13 protein-coding genes and 2 pseudogenes are annotated in these 15,663 nt (G+C 64.9%); 9 read left to right on the top strand and 6 right to left on the bottom strand.

Features of this window, described 5'->3' with window-relative positions; translation table 11 throughout:
* Nucleotides 1-288 precede the first annotated feature (288 nt).
* Nucleotides 289-1,719, bottom strand: a complete 1,431-nt coding sequence (locus ACG873_RS05055) for an FAD-binding oxidoreductase (RefSeq protein WP_394890728.1) — start codon at nt 1,717-1,719, stop codon at nt 289-291.
* Between the two features lie 9 nt (nt 1,720-1,728).
* The gene (locus tag ACG873_RS05050; protein WP_394890727.1) at nt 1,729-2,703 is read right to left on the bottom strand and encodes an L-threonylcarbamoyladenylate synthase; all 975 of its coding nucleotides are present in this window, start codon (nt 2,701-2,703) and stop codon (nt 1,729-1,731) included.
* A gap of 99 nt (nt 2,704-2,802) precedes the next feature.
* Here ACG873_RS05050 and ACG873_RS05045 point away from each other — a divergent pair, with 99 nt between their 5' ends.
* Nucleotides 2,803-3,282 carry a hypothetical protein gene (locus tag ACG873_RS05045; protein WP_394890726.1) on the top strand — a complete coding sequence of 160 codons (480 nt, stop codon included), beginning with the start codon at nt 2,803-2,805 and terminating at the stop codon, nt 3,280-3,282.
* A 4-nt stretch (nt 3,283-3,286) separates the two neighbouring features.
* Here ACG873_RS05045 and ACG873_RS05040 read toward each other — a convergent pair.
* Nucleotides 3,287-5,900: pseudogene (locus tag ACG873_RS05040) on the bottom strand (glycine--tRNA ligase subunit beta).
* Between the two features lie 371 nt (nt 5,901-6,271).
* On the opposite strand from ACG873_RS05040, the gene ACG873_RS05035 reads away from it, so the two are divergent.
* Entirely contained in the window at nt 6,272-6,466 is a 195-nt protein-coding gene (locus tag ACG873_RS05035) for a hypothetical protein (RefSeq protein ID WP_394890725.1), read from the top strand.
* Between the two features lies 1 nt (nt 6,467).
* On the opposite strand, the gene ACG873_RS05030 is transcribed toward ACG873_RS05035, so the two are convergent.
* Together ACG873_RS05030 and ACG873_RS05025 are read right to left on the bottom strand one after the other, a co-directional pair.
* Nucleotides 6,468-7,382, bottom strand: coding sequence for a glycine--tRNA ligase subunit alpha (locus ACG873_RS05030; RefSeq protein ID WP_394893358.1), 915 nt, complete (start codon nt 7,380-7,382; stop codon nt 6,468-6,470).
* A gap of 275 nt (nt 7,383-7,657) precedes the next feature.
* Complete coding sequence (locus ACG873_RS05025; protein ID WP_394890724.1) at nt 7,658-9,655, bottom strand: tetratricopeptide repeat protein; 1,998 nt, start codon at nt 9,653-9,655, stop codon at nt 7,658-7,660.
* A gap of 285 nt (nt 9,656-9,940) precedes the next feature.
* Between ACG873_RS05025 and ACG873_RS05020 the strand changes: the two genes are divergently transcribed.
* Together ACG873_RS05020 and ACG873_RS05015 are read left to right on the top strand one after the other, a co-directional pair.
* Nucleotides 9,941-10,921, top strand: a complete 981-nt coding sequence (locus ACG873_RS05020; protein ID WP_394890723.1) for a helix-turn-helix domain-containing protein — start codon at nt 9,941-9,943, stop codon at nt 10,919-10,921.
* Nucleotides 10,922-11,016: 95 nt separating this feature from the next.
* Nucleotides 11,017-11,865, top strand: a complete 849-nt coding sequence (locus ACG873_RS05015) for a sterol desaturase family protein (RefSeq protein WP_394890722.1) — start codon at nt 11,017-11,019, stop codon at nt 11,863-11,865.
* A 41-nt stretch (nt 11,866-11,906) separates the two neighbouring features.
* Here the strand turns inward: ACG873_RS05015 and ACG873_RS05010 are convergent.
* Nucleotides 11,907-12,924 (bottom strand): annotated as a pseudogene (locus ACG873_RS05010) (polyprenyl synthetase family protein).
* A gap of 154 nt (nt 12,925-13,078) precedes the next feature.
* Between ACG873_RS05010 and ACG873_RS05005 the strand changes: the two are divergent.
* The 5 genes from ACG873_RS05005 to ACG873_RS04985 all read left to right on the top strand — a co-directional run bounded on the left by ACG873_RS05005 (nt 13,079) and on the right by ACG873_RS04985 (nt 15,662).
* Nucleotides 13,079-13,366, top strand: a complete 288-nt coding sequence (locus tag ACG873_RS05005; RefSeq protein WP_394890721.1) for a DUF6958 family protein — start codon at nt 13,079-13,081, stop codon at nt 13,364-13,366.
* A 49-nt stretch (nt 13,367-13,415) separates the two neighbouring features.
* Entirely contained in the window at nt 13,416-13,640 is a 225-nt protein-coding gene (locus ACG873_RS05000) for a DUF2007 domain-containing protein (protein WP_394890720.1), read from the top strand.
* 6 nt (nt 13,641-13,646) lie between these two features.
* Nucleotides 13,647-14,414, top strand: a complete 768-nt coding sequence (locus tag ACG873_RS04995; protein ID WP_394890719.1) for a tRNA1(Val) (adenine(37)-N6)-methyltransferase — start codon at nt 13,647-13,649, stop codon at nt 14,412-14,414.
* 134 nt (nt 14,415-14,548) lie between these two features.
* On the top strand, nt 14,549-15,418 hold the full coding sequence (locus ACG873_RS04990) for a S49 family peptidase (protein ID WP_394890718.1): 870 nt from the start codon (nt 14,549-14,551) through the stop codon (nt 15,416-15,418).
* A 58-nt stretch (nt 15,419-15,476) separates the two neighbouring features.
* Nucleotides 15,477-15,662, top strand: a complete 186-nt coding sequence (locus ACG873_RS04985; RefSeq protein WP_394890717.1) for a hypothetical protein — start codon at nt 15,477-15,479, stop codon at nt 15,660-15,662.
* Nucleotide 15,663: the final 1 nt, after the last annotated feature.

Genomic DNA, 15,663 nt, shown 5'->3' with positions numbered 1-15,663 from the left:
CCTACGCCGCGGACCTTACCGCCGCGCTTAAGAAAGTCGGTTAAATTTTGCTGATCCGGAGCATGGTTATCGCTTTGCGACCGGCTGCAAGGTGTTGGAAAGGGATGTGAAGAAGGGGTGAATGTGACGCGTCTGCCTTTGGCGCTTGCGCCGCCCCTCACCCTTACCCTCTCCCCGTCAGAACGGGGAGAGGGGTCGCCAGCGTCGCGGCCGTCTCTCCTCTCCCCGTCCTTACGGGGAGAGGATGCCGGCAGGCAGGTGAGGGGCAGCGCAACGATTGCGGGCTAGTTAAATCACCTTGCCCGGATTCATGATCCCAGCGGGATCGAACGCCGCCTTGATGCGGCGCATCAGGTCGATCGCGACCGTCGGGGCGGTGGCGAGCAGTTCGTCGCGCTTCAGCCGGCCGATGCCGTGCTCGGCAGAGAACGAGCCGCCGAGGTCGTGCACTATGTCGTGCACGGCCTTGTTCATCGTGCGGTAGAGGCCGAGGAACGCCGCCCCGTCCGCACCCACCGGCTGCGAGATGTTGTAGTGCAGATTGCCGTCGCCCATGTGGCCGAAGCAGACCACGCGGGCGCCGGGGCTGACCGCCTCCACGGCGATCACGGCGCGTTCGATGAACTCCGGTATCGAGGCGACCGGTACCGAGATGTCGTGCTTGATCGAGGCGCCTTCCGGGCGCTGGCCGTCGGAAAGCGTCTCCCGGATGCGCCAGAAGGCGTCGGACTGCGCGAGGCTGGCGGCGATCACTGCATCGCCGGCAAGCCCCTCCTCCAGCCCGGCGGTCAATATGTCCTCCACGAGTTGCCGCGCGTCCTCGGCGGAGCGGCCCGAAGAGACCTCCATCAGCACGTGCCACGGCCATTCTCCCGCCAGCGGGCGCACCGTTCCCGATATATGCCGGACGGCGAATTCCAGCGGCCTGTCGGCGATCAGCTCGAACGCGGTCAGGCCGCTGCCTGCCCGGTCGGTCGCCTTGCCGAACAGCGCCAGCGCCGCTTCCGGCGACTCGAGCCCGACCCATGCTACCTCCCTGCCCTTCGGCTTGGGATAAAGCTTCAGCACCGCCGCCGTGATAATGCCGAGCGTGCCCTCTGCGCCGATGAACAGGTTTTTCAGGTCGTAGCCGGTATTGTCCTTCTTCAGCTTGCGCAGGTCGTCGAACACCTCGCCGGTCGACAGCACCACCTCGACGCCTAGGCAAAGCTCGCGCGCATTGCCATAGGCGAGCACGCCGGTGCCGCCGGCATTCGACGACAGATTGCCGCCGATCTGGCACGAGCCCTGCGACCCGAGCGACAGAGGAAACAGCCGGTCGGCCGCATCCGCCGCATCGCGCAGCGTCTGCAGCACAACACCGGCCTCTGCGGTCACCGTGTTCGACTGGACGTCGATCTCGCGGATGCGGTTCAGCCGCGACAGGGACAGCACGATCTCGCGGCCGGAATGGTCGGGCATCTGCCCGCCGACGAGGCCGGTATTGCCGCCCTGCGGCACGATTGGTGTCCCGGTCTCGGTAGCGAGCCGCAGGATGCGGCTGATCTCGTCGACGCTGCCCGGCCGCAGCACCAGCGGGGTCCGGCCGGGGTAGAGGCCGCGCCGCTCGCTGACGTAGGGCGCGATGTCGGCTTCGCTTCGCAGCGCATGGGCTTGCCCGACGATTTCCGCAAAGCGGTCGAGGAGCGCTGCGTCTATGCCTTGCCCGGATGCTTCCATGGCCGTTTCCTACTTATACGAAGCGCCGCTGTCACGCGGCGCTGCCGCGCGCGCCAGCCGGTCGTTTATCGCCTCACCAAGTCCGTCATGCGGTATCGGCTCCACCACGATCATTTTCGCGCCGCTGCGGTCGAGCGCCTGGAGATGCGAGAAAAGGTTGCTCGCAGCCTCGCGCATATCGCCTGCTTCCGAAAGATTGCGCATCGCCACCGCCGCTCCCGCATTTCGCGCCCGGCGCGGCCCGAAGGCCAGCAGCGCCTCGCCGGCCTCCACCTCAGTCGCGTCGAGCCGCACCATGGCGCCCGGCGCATAGTGCGACGCCAGCATGCCCGGCGCCTCGACGCCGTTTTTCGCGCCGCGCACCAGCGCCGCGCCCGCTGCCGCCTCCAATTCCCCGGCGGCTATGCCGCCCGGCCGCAGCAGCCGCAGTCTTCCGTCCTCGACCTTGACGATGGTCGATTCCAGCCCGACCGGCGTCGCCCCGCCGTCGACCACCAGCTGGATCCTGTCGCCGAGGTCGTCCGCCACCGCTTCGGCCGTGGTGGGGCTGATCCTGCCCGACGAATTGGCGCTGGGCGCCGCGAGCGGCCGGCCGAGGCGCTCGATCAGCCTGGCGCCGAAACCGCGCGGCATCCGGAGCGCTATCGTGTCGAGCCCGGCCGTGACCAGTGGATGGATCGCGCTGCCGGCCTTCAACGGCAGCACAAGCGTCAGCGGCCCGGGCCAGAATTTTTCCGCCAGCGTTCGCGACAGAGGATCGAATTCGGCGATCTCCTCGGCCATCGCCATCGTCGCGACATGGGCGATCAGCGGGTTGAAGCGGGGGCGTCCCTTGGCCTCGAATATCTTCGCCACGGCCGCGCCATTGGTCGCGTCGCCGGCCAGTCCATAGACGGTTTCGGTCGGAATCGCGACGATCTCGCCTGCCCTCAGCAGGGCCAGCGCCGGCTCCATCGCCTCGGCTGCCTCACGAATTTCCGCCACGTCCCGCAATCCTTTAGACATGCCCGATCGCTAAAATGCCATTCATCGCTTCAAGCCGGCATCAACCCGGGACTGATAAGGGACCGGCGAGGAAATGCAATGGAGCATGCCGGTGCGATCGTTCTGGAAGTTTTTGTCCTTGCCGCCGCGACGGCATGCGCAGGGTCGGCGCACGCCTCGTCGATCATCGCGCTTGAGCCGATGGGCCAGCCGCTCGGCCCGTCCATGATCGTGGCCGGCGCTCCCGATGCGGCCCCGGCGAGCGAGGAAGCCGAGGACCGCCGCATGGTCAGCCGCTCCATCCTCGCCTTCGGTCCGCCCAATGTCGCCTATGAAAACGTCGCCTCGGTCGGCGAGAAGCCGGCAAAGCCGCGGCGCGGCTTTGCGCCGATGGTGCTGCGCGGCGGCATCGCCGGCGGAGCGTTCCCTTCGCCCTCAAACCCCGAACCGGCTGTCCAGCCGGCAAAGCCCCTGGAGGCCAAGGCCCCCGAAGGCGACGATCAGACCCTTCAGCCGCCCGTGCAGGACAGGCAGGCCGCCGCCCCGCCTCCCGGCGCGATGCTGCCCGAACCGGAATAGCCGGTCATCCCGCGATCTTGGAGAAATCCGCGACCTGACCTGTGGCGGCGCGGATGCGGGCGAGCAGCGCCAGCCGGTTGGCGCGGATGGCAACATCCTCATCATTCACGAGAACGCGTTCAAAGAATGAATCAACCGGTTCACGCAACGCGCTAAGCGCGCGCATGGCGGCGGAAAAGTCTTCATTCTGAATCGCTTGGGCGGCCTGGCTCTCGGCTTGATTCACCGCGGCGAAGAGCGATTTCTCCGCTTCCTCGCGGAAAAGCGCCGGATCGACCGCATCGGCGATGATGGTTTTCTTCTTCTCCTCCGCTGCCAGTATATTCGCGGCGCGCTTGGTTCCGGCGAGCAGGTTCTTGCCGTCCTCGGTTTCGAGGAAGGTGGACAGCGCTTCGACGCGGCGGACGATCATGAGGAGGTCGTCGTTGGAAGATTGCCCCTCACCCTTACCCTCTCCCCGTAAGGACGGGGAGAGGGGGCGTCAGCGTCGGCGACTCCCTCTCCCCGTTCTTCACGGGGAGAGGGTAAGGGTGAGGGGCCGGCCGCGCCACCCGCCAGCACCGCATCGATCAGATCATGCCGCGCACCCTGGTCGCGGAGATAGACCTTCAGGCGATCGTGGAAGAAGGAGAGGAGGTCGGCAGCAACCAAACTATTCCGCTGCCAATTTCGTTCAGTTCTCTCGGAATATTTCATCCGGAGAAGATCTTCGCCCCGCACGGTGATTGGAATGCCCTCGGCAGCCTCACCAATACGCTCCACTCTCGAAACGGCTTCTCGCGCATCGATTTGATCGAACATTAGCCAGAGAGACTTAGCGATGATCGTGTGAAGCCCCAACTTCACCCCATTCTCGACCAGAATCCGTACCACCCCCAGCGCCGCGCGTCTCAACGCATATGGATCCTTGCTCCCCGTCGGCTTCTCGTCGCTCGCCCAGAAACCCACCAGCGTGTCGAGCTTGTCGGCCAGCGCCACCGCCACAGAGACCAGGTCGGTCGGCACGAAATCGCTCGGCCCCTGCGGCTTGTAGTGCTCCTCAATCGCCGCGGCGACGCTCGCATGCTCGCCCTGCAGCAGCGCATACTTCCGCCCCATCGCGCCCTGCAGCTCGGGAAACTCACCCACCACCTCGGTCGTCAGGTCGGCCTTGGCTAACACGGCCGCGCGTTCGGCCCGTTCACGAAAGGCCGATTGCTCCGCGGTCAGATCGTCGCCCGACAATAGCTTGCCGTTGAAGAAATTCGGCTGCCTAGACAGATGATCCGCTATCTCTCCCGCCAGCCGGGCGATGCGCTCCACCCGCTCGCCCTGCGTACCCAGCTTGGCGTGGAAGGTCACACCGAGATGATCGAGCCTCGCCATGCGCTGGTCGAGCGGCTTTGCCAGGTCGAGTCCGAATTTTTCCACCGACCCTTTCAACTGGTCGAGGTCGGGCAGGTCCGACTGGTCGGTCTTCCAGAAATACAGCGCGTCCGACAGCCTGGCGCGCACCACCTTGCCGTTGCCGTAGGCGATCTCGGCCCCGCCGTCCTTCGCCTCGATATTGGCGGTGAGGATGAAGCGGTTGGAGAGTGCAGCGGCACCCTCTCCCTCCCCCTTGCGGGGAGGGTGGCCCGCCCCTCGATTTCCACTCGGGAGGCCGGGTGGGGGTGGTGACGAATGAACCGACGGCAAAGCGGAACCACCCCCCTCCGTCCGCTCCGCGGACACCTCCCCCGCAAGGGGGAGGAAAGACTGCGCACCACAAAACACTTCTGGTTCGCCCGGATCGTCAGTCGGATCACCTCGGCCGGAATGTCGAGGAAATCCGCCTCGAACTCGCCCATCAGCACCACCGGCCATTCGACCAGCCCGGCCACCTCTTCCAGCAGCCCGTCATCCTCGACAAGCTCCAGTCCGTTGGCGAAGGCGAGGTTCCTGGCGTCGGAAAGGATGATCTCCTTGCGGCGGTCGGCGTCGAGCACGACCTTCGCCGCTTCGAGCTTGGCCGCATAATCCGCGAAGCGGCGCACCACGATCGCATCGGGCGCGTGAAAACGGTGGCCGTAGGTGACGTTGCCGGCGCGGATGCCGTCGACCTCGAAATCGACAACCACCGGCTCCTCGGTTTCGGGGCCGAAGGTGCAGACGATCGACTGCAGCGGCCGCACCCAGCGCAGCGAGCCGGGCTTTGCCGAAGCAGCACCCCAGCGCATCGATTTCGGCCACGGGAAGTCGCGGATGATTTCCGGGATCAGCTCGGCGATGATCTCCTCCGCCGCCCTGCCCGGCTTGACGATATGGGCGACGTAGAAGTCGCCCTTCTTCGGCTCGGAATGCACATGCGCCTGGCTGATGTCGTCGAGCCCCGCCGAGCGCAGGAAGCCGGCGATCGCCTGCTCCGGCGCCTTGGTGCTCGGGCCCTTCTTCTCCTCGCGCACATCCTTCGAGCGCGCGGTCAGGCCGCGCACGTCGAGCGTCAGCCGGCGCGGCGTAAAATATTCGCGGGCGGCGTCATAGGTCAGCCCGGCCTCGACCAGACCGTCGGTCACCATCTTCCTGAGATCGCCGGCCGCCTTGCGCTGCATGCGGGCCGGAATCTCTTCGGATCGTAGTTCGAGCAAAAGATCGGGCATCAGTTCCGTTCCAGCCGCATGCCGGTTTCTTGTTTGCACGCGCCTTCGGCGCTGCGGGCGCGCGGCGGGGCAGGGATTTCTTCCGAGCGTAATTCTAACAGCAGGTCTGGCATCGTCTGGTCTCTAGGAAAAGGTTCGCGCGGGCATAGCAAGTCGGCCGCGCGCTGTCACCCTTCGCAGCACTCAGCAAAAATCATCCGCCGGCCTGTCGGGCCGCTGCGGGCCCGTTCGTCCTTGGGGCAGATTTCCATGAACCGAATGCTGCGCTGAAGCGACCAACGCTCAGACCGCGAAATCTGCGGCCTGTGTGTGAACCATTTCGCCGACCCGGAACACAGAACGATCAACACTGAACGTCTCGGACAATGAACATGAAAACGGCGTCATCCCTTCTCCAGCTTCTCGCGCTCAGCGCCTGCCTGGCGGCATGTCTCGGCGGCTCGGATGAAGCTCGCATGCCCGGCGTGCGCAAGGCGCTGCAGACGATGGCGGGATCCGCCAGCCAGACCAGCCTGCCGGAATTCACAGTGATCGGCACGAACCTGGCCGGGATAGCCGCCGCTTGAATCAGGCAACCAGCCCGCCGGCCTCCGTCTGCAGGAACGCCACCCCGCAGGCCTTGGCCAGATCGCGGACCCTCAGAATGTAGCTCTGCCGCTCGGTCACCGAGATCACGCCGCGCGCGTCGAGCAGGTTGAAGACGTGGCTTGCCTTGATGCACTGGTCGTAGGCGGGGAAGACCATGCGGTGCACCGTCTGTGTGTCGGTCGCCGCGCCCGCCTTCAACAGCGCAATACATTCCGCCTCGGCGTCGTCGAAATGCCGAAGCAGGATCGCCGTGTCGGCATGCTCGAAATTGTGCCTGGAATATTCCCGCTCGGCCTGCAGGAAGACGTCGCCATAACTGACCTTTTCAGCGCCCTCGCGGCCGTTGAAGTTCAGGTCGTAGACATTGTCGACGCCCTGCACATACATGGCCAGCCGTTCCAGCCCGTAGGTGAGCTCGCCGGCGACAGGCGCACATTCGATGCCGCAGACCTGCTGGAAATAAGTGAACTGCGACACCTCCATGCCGTCACACCAGCACTCCCAGCCGAGACCCCAGGCGCCCAGCGTCGGGCTTTCCCAATCGTCCTCGACGAAGCGGATGTCGTGCAGCAGCGGGTCGATGCCGATTGCGGCCAGCGAGCCGAGATAGCGTTCCTGCAGGTCTGGCGGGTTCGGCTTCAGGATCACCTGGTATTGGTAATAATGCTGCAGCCGGTTGGGGTTCTCGCCGTAGCGTCCATCCTTGGGCCGGCGCGACGGCTGCACATAGGCGGCGCGCCACGGTTTGGGGCCGAGCGCGCGCAGCGTGGTGGCCGGGTGGAACGTGCCCGCGCCGACCTCCATGTCGTAGGGCTGCAGCACCACGCAGCCATAATCCGCCCAGTAATTGTGGAGCGTCAGGATCAGCCCCTGGAACGAGCGGCTGGGATGCATGTGGGCGGGCAAGGTCACGGGCTGGCCTCTGTGATCGGAACCGCCAAGGCTCTAGTGCGGCGGTTGCGATGGGTCAAGGCGAGGGCTGTCCCTCCCTTCTCCCCTTGTGGGAGAAGGTGGCCGACCCTGAGCTTGTCGAAGGGGAGGTCGGATGAGGCGTGTTGGACGGAGTGCTTAGGTTGGGGATGAGGAGGTGGCGATCCTCGCAACACCCCTCATCCGTCTCGGCGCTACGCGCCGATCCACCTTCTCCCACAAGGGGAGAAGGGAGGACCCTATTGTCCCGGCAGCACCAGTTCCTGCCCGGGCACGATGCGGCCGGGATCGCCCTGGAGCTGCGGGTTCAGGTTGAGGATCTCCTGGTAGCGTCCGCCATTGCCGAGCACGTCATTGGCGATCGACCACAGCGATTGGCCCGGCAGCACCTTGTAGGAGGCCGGGGTCGCGGCGGCTTCCTCGACCGGCGCCGGCGCTTCGCTCTTCTTGTCCGGGTCGACGACCGGCGCAGGCTTTGCCTCCACGGGAGCAGGCTTGACGGGCGTCTGCGCCGTCGCCTTGTTTTCCACGGGCACCATGCCCTCGGCGAGTTTTTTCTGGACGCTCGCCAGCACGTCGGGCTCGGGTTTCATGTCGCGCGCATGGCTCCACTGGAACGTGGCTTCCAGCTTGCGCCCGACCCGCCAGTAGGCATCGCCGAGATGGTCGTTCAGCACCGGATCGTCGGGCTTCAGCGACACGGCGCGCTCGAGTTCGACGACGGCTTCCTCGAACCGGCCGAGACGGTAATAAGCCCAGCCGAGCGAATCGACGATGTAGCCGTCGCTCGGCCGCAGATCGACGGCCTTGCGGATCAGGTCCAGGCCTTCCTCCAGGTTCATGTTCATGTCGACCCAGGAATAGCCGAGATAATTCATGACCTGAGGCTGGTCGGGGAACAGCTCCAGCGCCTTGCGGAAGTTCGGCTCGGCCTTGGGCCATTCCTTCAGCCGCTCATAGGCGATGCCGCGCTGGTAGAAGATGTTCCAGTTGGCGTTCGTCGGCTCCTTGAGGCGCACGACCGCGCGATCGTAAACCTCCGCGGCCGAGCGATAATCCTCCTTGGAGGCGTAGACGCCGCCCAGCGCCAGGTAGGCGCGCATATCGTCGGGGTCCGAATCGAGCAGCGCCTTGAGATGAACGATCGCCTCGTCGTGCCGCTCCAGGTCGGCCAGGTTGAGGCCAAGCTGCAGTTCGGCCGCGCGCTTGATCGGCGAATCGGCGGGGATGCGGCCATAAAGCGCGATCGCCTCCTCGGCCTGCTCCTGCTGTTCGGCCACTGCCGCCAGTTGCAGGAGCACGATGTCGCTGTCTGGCTTGAGCGCCAGCGCATATTGCAGATAGAGCCGCACGAAAGGCTCGCCGCCGCCGCGATTGAGCGCGGCGCCGAGATTGAGCAGGATTTCGCTTGCGCCGTCGGCAGGATGGGCGACCAGCCGCGAAAGCTTTTCGCCCTTGGTGATCTTTTCGCGCAGGGCCATCAGCGGCAGCCGGCCGGTGGAATTCTCCTCGGCCTTGTCGAGCACGGCCAGCGCCTTGTCCTTGTCGCCGCGGGCGGCAAGGAAGCCGGCATAGGCTTCCGCCACGCGGATCCAGGTTTCAGGGGCGGCGCTGCCGGCCGAAATGTTGTCGAACGCGGCCTCGTAGGCCTTCCCAGCCTCGTCTTTCATGCCGGCGGCATCGGCGATCAGGGCGCGATGATAAGTCTTGAACAGGGCATACCATTCCGGGCCCTCGACCTTGTCGAGGTCGGCGAGCGCTCCGGCGCTGTCGCCGGCGCCGGATTTCGCCCACGCCGTCATGACGGCGGTGATCAGCCGGTCTAGATCGGATTCGACCGCCAGCTTCAGCCAGGTCTCGGCGGCCGTGTAATCCTTCTTCCTGAACGCGTCGACGGCGAGCGCCACGCGCGAGAACCGTTCGATGTCTGGAACAGCCTTCAGCTTTTCCGCATAGGGCAGCGATTCGTCGAATCGCCCCTGCGCGATCAGCGACAGCATCAGGCTCTGCTGGAGCTGCTGGTTGTCGGGATCGAACGCCAAAGCCTGTTTGTAATAGGCAATCGCGCTGTCCAGGTCGTTGTCGACCTCGGCCACGCGGGCAGCCAGATAAGCACCGGTAAACGAGCTGATTTCAACGGGTTCAGCCGCCTGCTTGGCCTCTGCCGGCAGCCCTGCAATCATCAATCCCGCCAGTGCAGAGACACCCGCAAGCCAGTTCAAACGTCGTTGCCGCATCACTATCCTTCCCGCCACGCCGCCTCCTGGCAGCCCTCTTGCTTCATGGTGAAGCGCAAGAGCATGGCCTTTTTAGGGTCACCATTCAATGCTGCGGCACTTCACAATCCGGTCACGGGGCTTTTTGGCAACGCCAGAGTATCCCAAAGCCGTCGCACATGGAAATCATCACCGGTCTCGTTGCCAGCGGCGATAAAGAGGTTTTACTGGACCGTGATGCTATCAGAACCCTTGGACACCGCCGAACTTATGTTGCGCGCTGCTGCCGCAGCGCTGAGCATGCTCATGATGGTGCAATTCGCACGGTTCCGGCCGTCGCGGTTTGTCACGGTCGCCGGGGCGCTGTTTTGCCTCAGCATAGCATCCTACGCCCTTGTATCGGATCCCCGCCAGGGCGATCCGGGCGAGGCGCTCGTCATTCTGGCGGTTCTCACCCCGGTATTCTTTTGGTGGTTCGGGATCGCGCTGTTTCGCGATTCCTTCGAGTGGCGGCATTTCTATTTTGCCCCGCTCGTGCTGCTGTTGGCCTTCCATGGGCTGCGGCAGGGAGGCGGAACCTATCATGTTGCCGGCGCCCTGCTGCACCAGGCGACCGTAATTCTGCTCCTTATCCATGTCTTCTCTCTGGCGGTCCTGGATTTCAGGGACGATCTCGTCGACGCAAGACGGCGCTTCCGTCTCGCCATCGCGCTGACCCTTCCCCTGGTGGGCATCACAATCGCCGCCGTCGAGACATATGCCCTCTATGGCACGCTTCCCGTTTGGCTCGGTCCGCTCCACGCGCTCACGCTTTTTGCGCTGTCGTTCCTGTTCGCCCTGTGGCTGACGGCGACCAAGCCTGAACTCTTCGCCTTGACCGCAGAGGCTCCGCAGCCGAGATCCGACCTCCTGACGCCTGCCGAATTGATCGAACTTGAGCGGCTGAAGTCGGCGGTAGGCAACGGTGCGTGCTTCGAACCCGAGATGTCGCTCGGCGCACTTGCAAGCAAAATCGCCATTCCCGAGCACCGCCTCCGCCGATTGATCGGCAAGGGTCTAGGCTACCGGAATTTCGCCGCCTTCCTGAACGCTCACCGCGTCGAGGAAGCCAAGCGGCGGCTTGCCGACCCGGTGAGGTCGCGCGAACAGATCGTGTCGATCGCATTCGGCGTCGGCTACGCATCGCTGGCGCCCTTCAATCGCGCCTTCCGCGAATTGACTGGAACGACGCCGTCCGAATATCGCTCGCAGACGCTTTCGCAGATGATCAATTCCGGAAAAAATTGATCGGAACCGGAATTCAATCCTCGTTTCGGGAAGCGCGCAGACCGCCTTGCGTCAGTGCTGCAGGCTCCTTCCGCAATCCACGGAAGGAACCCGAGATGTTCGACGCTTGCATCGACTACGCTACGCTGGCGCGTTTCGCCGCCGGCATCTATCCGTTTATCCTCCAGAGCGATCTCTACCGCTATCTAATCGGCGCCGGCGGAACATTCCTCGTCGTCAACACACTGCTGGCCAGCTGGCTGGCGAAGCGCAAAATCCGAGTGGAGAAGCCGACCTGGCGCCAGATGGGACGCGAGATCCTTGCCTCGCTCAGGACCGTGCTGATCTTCTCGCTGATCGGACTGGCGATCGCCGTCTCGGTGCGGCTTGGCCTGCTGACAGTCTACGAGTATCCGGCGGCACGCGGCTGGCCGTACTTCGTGCTCAACGTTGTTGTCCTGATCGTCGCCCACGATGCCTGGTTCTATTGGACCCACAGGATCATGCACCGGCCACGGTTCTTCCGCTGGTTCCACCGTCTGCACCACCGCTCGTACAATCCGTCGCCATGGACGTCCTATGCCTTCGACGCGAGCGAGGCCCTCGTCAATGCGATCTATCTTCCGCTTGCCTTGATGATAATGCCGACCAGCATCCTCGCCGCCTTTCTCTTCACGGGCCACATGATGCTGCGCAACGCGATCGGCCACTGTGGCTACGAGGTTTTTCCGGCGAGAGCCGACGGACGACCGCGGTTCGACTGGCTGACCACCGTCACTCATCACGACCTCCATCACGCCCGCGCGCGGACGAATTTCGGACTCTATTTCACCTTCTGGGATCGCGTGATGGGCACCGAGGATCCAAACTACTATGGCGAATTCGCCCGTGCAGTTGGCCGGAGCTTGACAGGCGACGAAGTCAGATCCGCCGCGGACCGCAGGAGCCGGAAGGCTGCCGTCTAGTCTGAAGGCGTGGGGCTGCCTGAGTGAATTATCAGGCGGCCTCAGCCGACGCGGCTGATGCAGAAATCGATTACATCGACCAGCGCCGCCTTCTGCGGCGTGGCGTCGAGCAGGGGCGAGCGCGTCGCGGGCAATCTCGCCGAAATGGCGGGCGCGGCCGATCGTGTCGGCGATAGCGCCGTGGCGCGTCATCAGGCCGATCGCCTTTTCCAGCGCCGCGTCGTCCGCCGCGTCGGCCTCGATGGACCGCTTCCAGAATTCGCGCTCAGCCGCCGTGCCGCGGCGGTAGGCGAGGATCACCGGCAGGGTCACCTTGCCTTCGCGGAAATCGTCGCCGACATTCTTGCCGAGTTCCTTGGAATTGCCGCCATAGTCGAGCGCGTCGTCGATCAGCTGAAAGGCGAGGCCGAGATTCATGCCGTAGGAGCGCAGCGCCGCGCGGTCGGTGCGCGAGGCGCCGGCGATCACCGGCCCGACCTCGGCAGCCGCCGAAAACAGCGCTGCGGTCTTTGCCTTGATCACGGCAAAGTGCTCGTCCTCGGTGGTTTCCAGGTTTTTGGCGGCGGCAAGCTGCATCACCTCGCCCTCGGCGATGATCGAGGCTGCGGTGGACAGGATGTCCAGCGCGTCGAGCGAACCGACATCGACCATCATGCGGAACGCCTGGCCGAGCAGGAAGTCGCCGACCAGCACGCTCGCCTGGTTGCCCCAGATCATGCGCGCCGTCTTCTTGCCGCGCCGCATGCCGCTTTCGTCGACGACATCGTCGTGCAGCAGCGTCGCCGTGTGCATGAACTCGACCGAAGTCGCGAGCTTGACGTGGCCGTCGCCGGAATAGCCGAACATCTGGGCGGCGGCGAGCGTCACCATAGGGCGCAGGCGCTTGCCGCCTGACGAGATCAGATGGTTGGCGATTTCGGGGATCATCTCGACGTCGGAGCCGGCCTTGGACAGGATCAGCTCGTTGACCCGGCCCATGTCGGCCACCGTGAGGCCGATCAGTTCCTTGATCGACGCGGATCCGCGCTTCCCGTTTTCGAGATTGAGAACGACACCCACGGCCAGCCTCCCGTCTTGGAACCGGGTCTGATTTAGGCGGCGACGGTGTGTCCGGCAAGTGGCGAATTGGCGCAGAAATTTGGGCGGGTTGTCGGAAACGGCTAAAGCGGTGCGTCCTTGAGCAGATGAGAACGCCCAACAGGGAGCCTCGGCCATGACGAAGATCGAAATCGAAAACGTGAACCATCCGGGCAAGGTCGAGCGCGTCGACGCCGCCATGTACGAGACGATGAAGCAAGCGATCCTGACGGTGCTTCCGGCAAAAGCGCCGGGGCTGACCGTCGGCGAGGTTCAGAGCGCGGTGCCGGCCCACCTGCCCGAGGAGCTTTATCCGGGCGGCGCCAAGGCGGGTTGGTGGATGAAAGCGGTCCAGCTCGACCTCGAAGCGAAAGGCGTCATCGAGCGCGAAAAGACAAAGCCGCTTCGCCTGCACAGAGCGTGACGCCGCCCCTCCGGTTTACATCGCGGCGGCGACCTGCGAACTTCCGCGCATGATCGAACTCATGCACACCAACGACGCCGTCATCATCTCCTTCGTCGAATCGCTGCTGCGCGACGCCGGCATTGCGTGCTTTGTCGCCGACCAGAACATGAGCGTGCTCGACGGTTCGATCGGCATCCTGCCGCGGCGGGTGATGATCGGGGCGGACGACGCCGTGGCAGCGCGCCGCCTGCTCACCGACGCAGGCATCGGCAACGAGATGCGCGAAGGCTGACCTTCCGTGCCCGGCCAGACGATCGACGCCTTCCATCGCGGCAGTTTTTTCCTCGTTCAGCCGGCGCGCGGCGGCCACCGCGCCGGTATGGACGCGCTGGCGCTCGCTGCCGCCGTGCCATCCGGCTTTGCCGGCAGGCTCGCCGATCTCGGCGCTGGCGCAGGGGCCGCCGGCCTCGCCGTCGCCTCGCGCTGCCCGGAGGCGGACATCGTTCTCGTCGAGAACTCCCCGATCATGGCCGGCCATGCCCGGCGAAGCCTCGACCTTCCCGAAAATACGCGGCTTGGTGGCCGCGTCATGGTGCTGGAAGCCGACGTCGCGCTGACCGGTAAGGCGCGCACGGCCGCCGGCTTGGCCGACAATTCCTTCGATTTCGCCATCATGAACCCGCCCTTCAATGCGGAAATCGACCGCGCCACGCCCGACGACCTCAAGCGGCAGGCGCATGTCATGGCGGACGGGCTGTTCGAAGCCTGGCTCCGCACCGCCGCGGCAATCGTCAGGCCGCGCGGCGGGGTCGCGATCATCGCCCGACCGGTGTCGCTCGGGCCGATCCTCGCCGCACTCGCCGGACGTTTCGGCAAGGCGCAGATCGTTCCGGTGCACGCCCGTTCGGATGCGCCGGCGATCCGCGCCGTGCTTCGTGCGACACGCGGCGCGCGCGGCGAGCTGTCGCTGATGCCGCCGCTTATCCTGCACGAAGGCTCGGGCGGCGGCTTTTCCGAGCGCGCCGAGGCGATCAATGCCGGCCAGGCGTCGCTTTTCGGCGACTGAGCATGATCCTAAAAAGTTGCAGACTTTTTAGACACGATCATGCGGCTAACACTTAAAAGACCCGCGCAGACGGGATTGCGGTTTTTCGGCGAATTCCTACATGCGAAGCCAGACATGATCGGAGATCCCTGCCCGTGAGACGTTTTTTGAGCCGCCTGCTTCCGAAGTCGTTGCGGCCGGATGCGGTGACCATCCCGGTGGTGCGCCTGCACGGCACCATCATGGCCGGCGGCGGACAGTTCCGGCCGACGCTGTCGCTCGCTTCCACTGCGGGCGTTCTGGAAAAGGCGTTTTCCTTCCCCGACGCGCCGGCCGTCGCCCTCTCCATCAACTCGCCCGGCGGCTCGCCGGTGCAATCGCGCCTCATCTACAAGCGCATCCGCGATCTCGCGGCCGAGAAGAACAAGGACGTGCTGGTCTTCGTCGAGGATGTCGCCGCCTCCGGCGGCTACATGATCGCGGTGGCCGGTGACGAGATCTTCGCCGACCCCTCCTCGATCGTCGGCTCGATCGGCGTGGTTTCGGCCTCCTTCGGTTTCACCGAGATGATGAAGAAGATCGGCGTCGAGCGCCGCGTCTACACCGCCGGGCAGAACAAGGCGCTGCTCGACCCGTTCAAGCCGGAAAAGAAGGACGACGTCGAGCGGCTTAAGGCGCTGCAGCTCGAAGTGCACGAGACCTTCATCGACATGGTCAAGGAGCGCCGCGGCGGCAAGCTGAAGGACGACCCGGACCTCTTCACCGGCCTGTTCTGGACCGGCAAGAAGGGACTTTCGCTCGGACTGGTCGATGCGCTGGGCGACATGCGCACCGTGCTGAAAGACCGCTACGGGGCGAAGGCGCAGCTCAAGCTGATCACGCCGCCGCGCGGCTTGTTCGGCCGCAAGCTCGGCCTGTTCGGATCGTTCGGCGGCTTTTCCGCGCCCGATATTGCGGGGGCCGCCGCAGCCGGCCTGGTGGAGGCCGCCGACGAGCGCGCGCTTTGGGGCCGCTTCGGCCTTTGAGAATGCCGGAAAGGCGGCTATTGTAGGTCGCCAGCCCCGGTAACGAGGGAGGAGAAAAATGCCGCAACTTATCTTTTTCGCCCTGGTCGGCCTGATCGCCTATTTCGGCTACCGCTCCTTCGTCCGCGAGGCTGAGCGCGTCACCGCCAAGGTGCGGCGCGAGGAAAAACAGGCGGCGAGCGGCGCGAACGGCACGCTGATCCGCGACCCGGAAACGGGCGAGTACCGCCTCGCCAAGGACTGAC

Source organism: Allomesorhizobium aridi (assembly GCF_043769475.1).
GTDB lineage: Bacteria > Pseudomonadota > Alphaproteobacteria > Rhizobiales > Rhizobiaceae > Allomesorhizobium.
This window is presented reverse-complemented; position numbering and strand designations above follow the sequence as displayed.

Coding starts and splice junctions, on each gene's coding strand:
- ACG873_RS05055 (WP_394890728.1), bottom strand. CDS start 1,719: ATGGAAGCATCCGGGCAAGGCATAGACGCAGCGCTCCTCGACCGCTTT.
- ACG873_RS05045 (WP_394890726.1), top strand. CDS start 2,803: ATGGAGCATGCCGGTGCGATCGTTCTGGAAGTTTTTGTCCTTGCCGCC.
- ACG873_RS05035 (WP_394890725.1), top strand. CDS start 6,272: ATGAAAACGGCGTCATCCCTTCTCCAGCTTCTCGCGCTCAGCGCCTGC.
- ACG873_RS05030 (WP_394893358.1), bottom strand. CDS start 7,382: ATGCATCCCAGCCGCTCGTTCCAGGGGCTGATCCTGACGCTCCACAAT.
- ACG873_RS05025 (WP_394890724.1), bottom strand. CDS start 9,655: ATGCGGCAACGACGTTTGAACTGGCTTGCGGGTGTCTCTGCACTGGCG.
- ACG873_RS05020 (WP_394890723.1), top strand. CDS start 9,941: ATGATGGTGCAATTCGCACGGTTCCGGCCGTCGCGGTTTGTCACGGTC.
- ACG873_RS05015 (WP_394890722.1), top strand. CDS start 11,017: ATGTTCGACGCTTGCATCGACTACGCTACGCTGGCGCGTTTCGCCGCC.
- ACG873_RS05005 (WP_394890721.1), top strand. CDS start 13,079: ATGACGAAGATCGAAATCGAAAACGTGAACCATCCGGGCAAGGTCGAG.
- ACG873_RS05000 (WP_394890720.1), top strand. CDS start 13,416: ATGATCGAACTCATGCACACCAACGACGCCGTCATCATCTCCTTCGTC.
- ACG873_RS04985 (WP_394890717.1), top strand. CDS start 15,477: ATGCCGCAACTTATCTTTTTCGCCCTGGTCGGCCTGATCGCCTATTTC.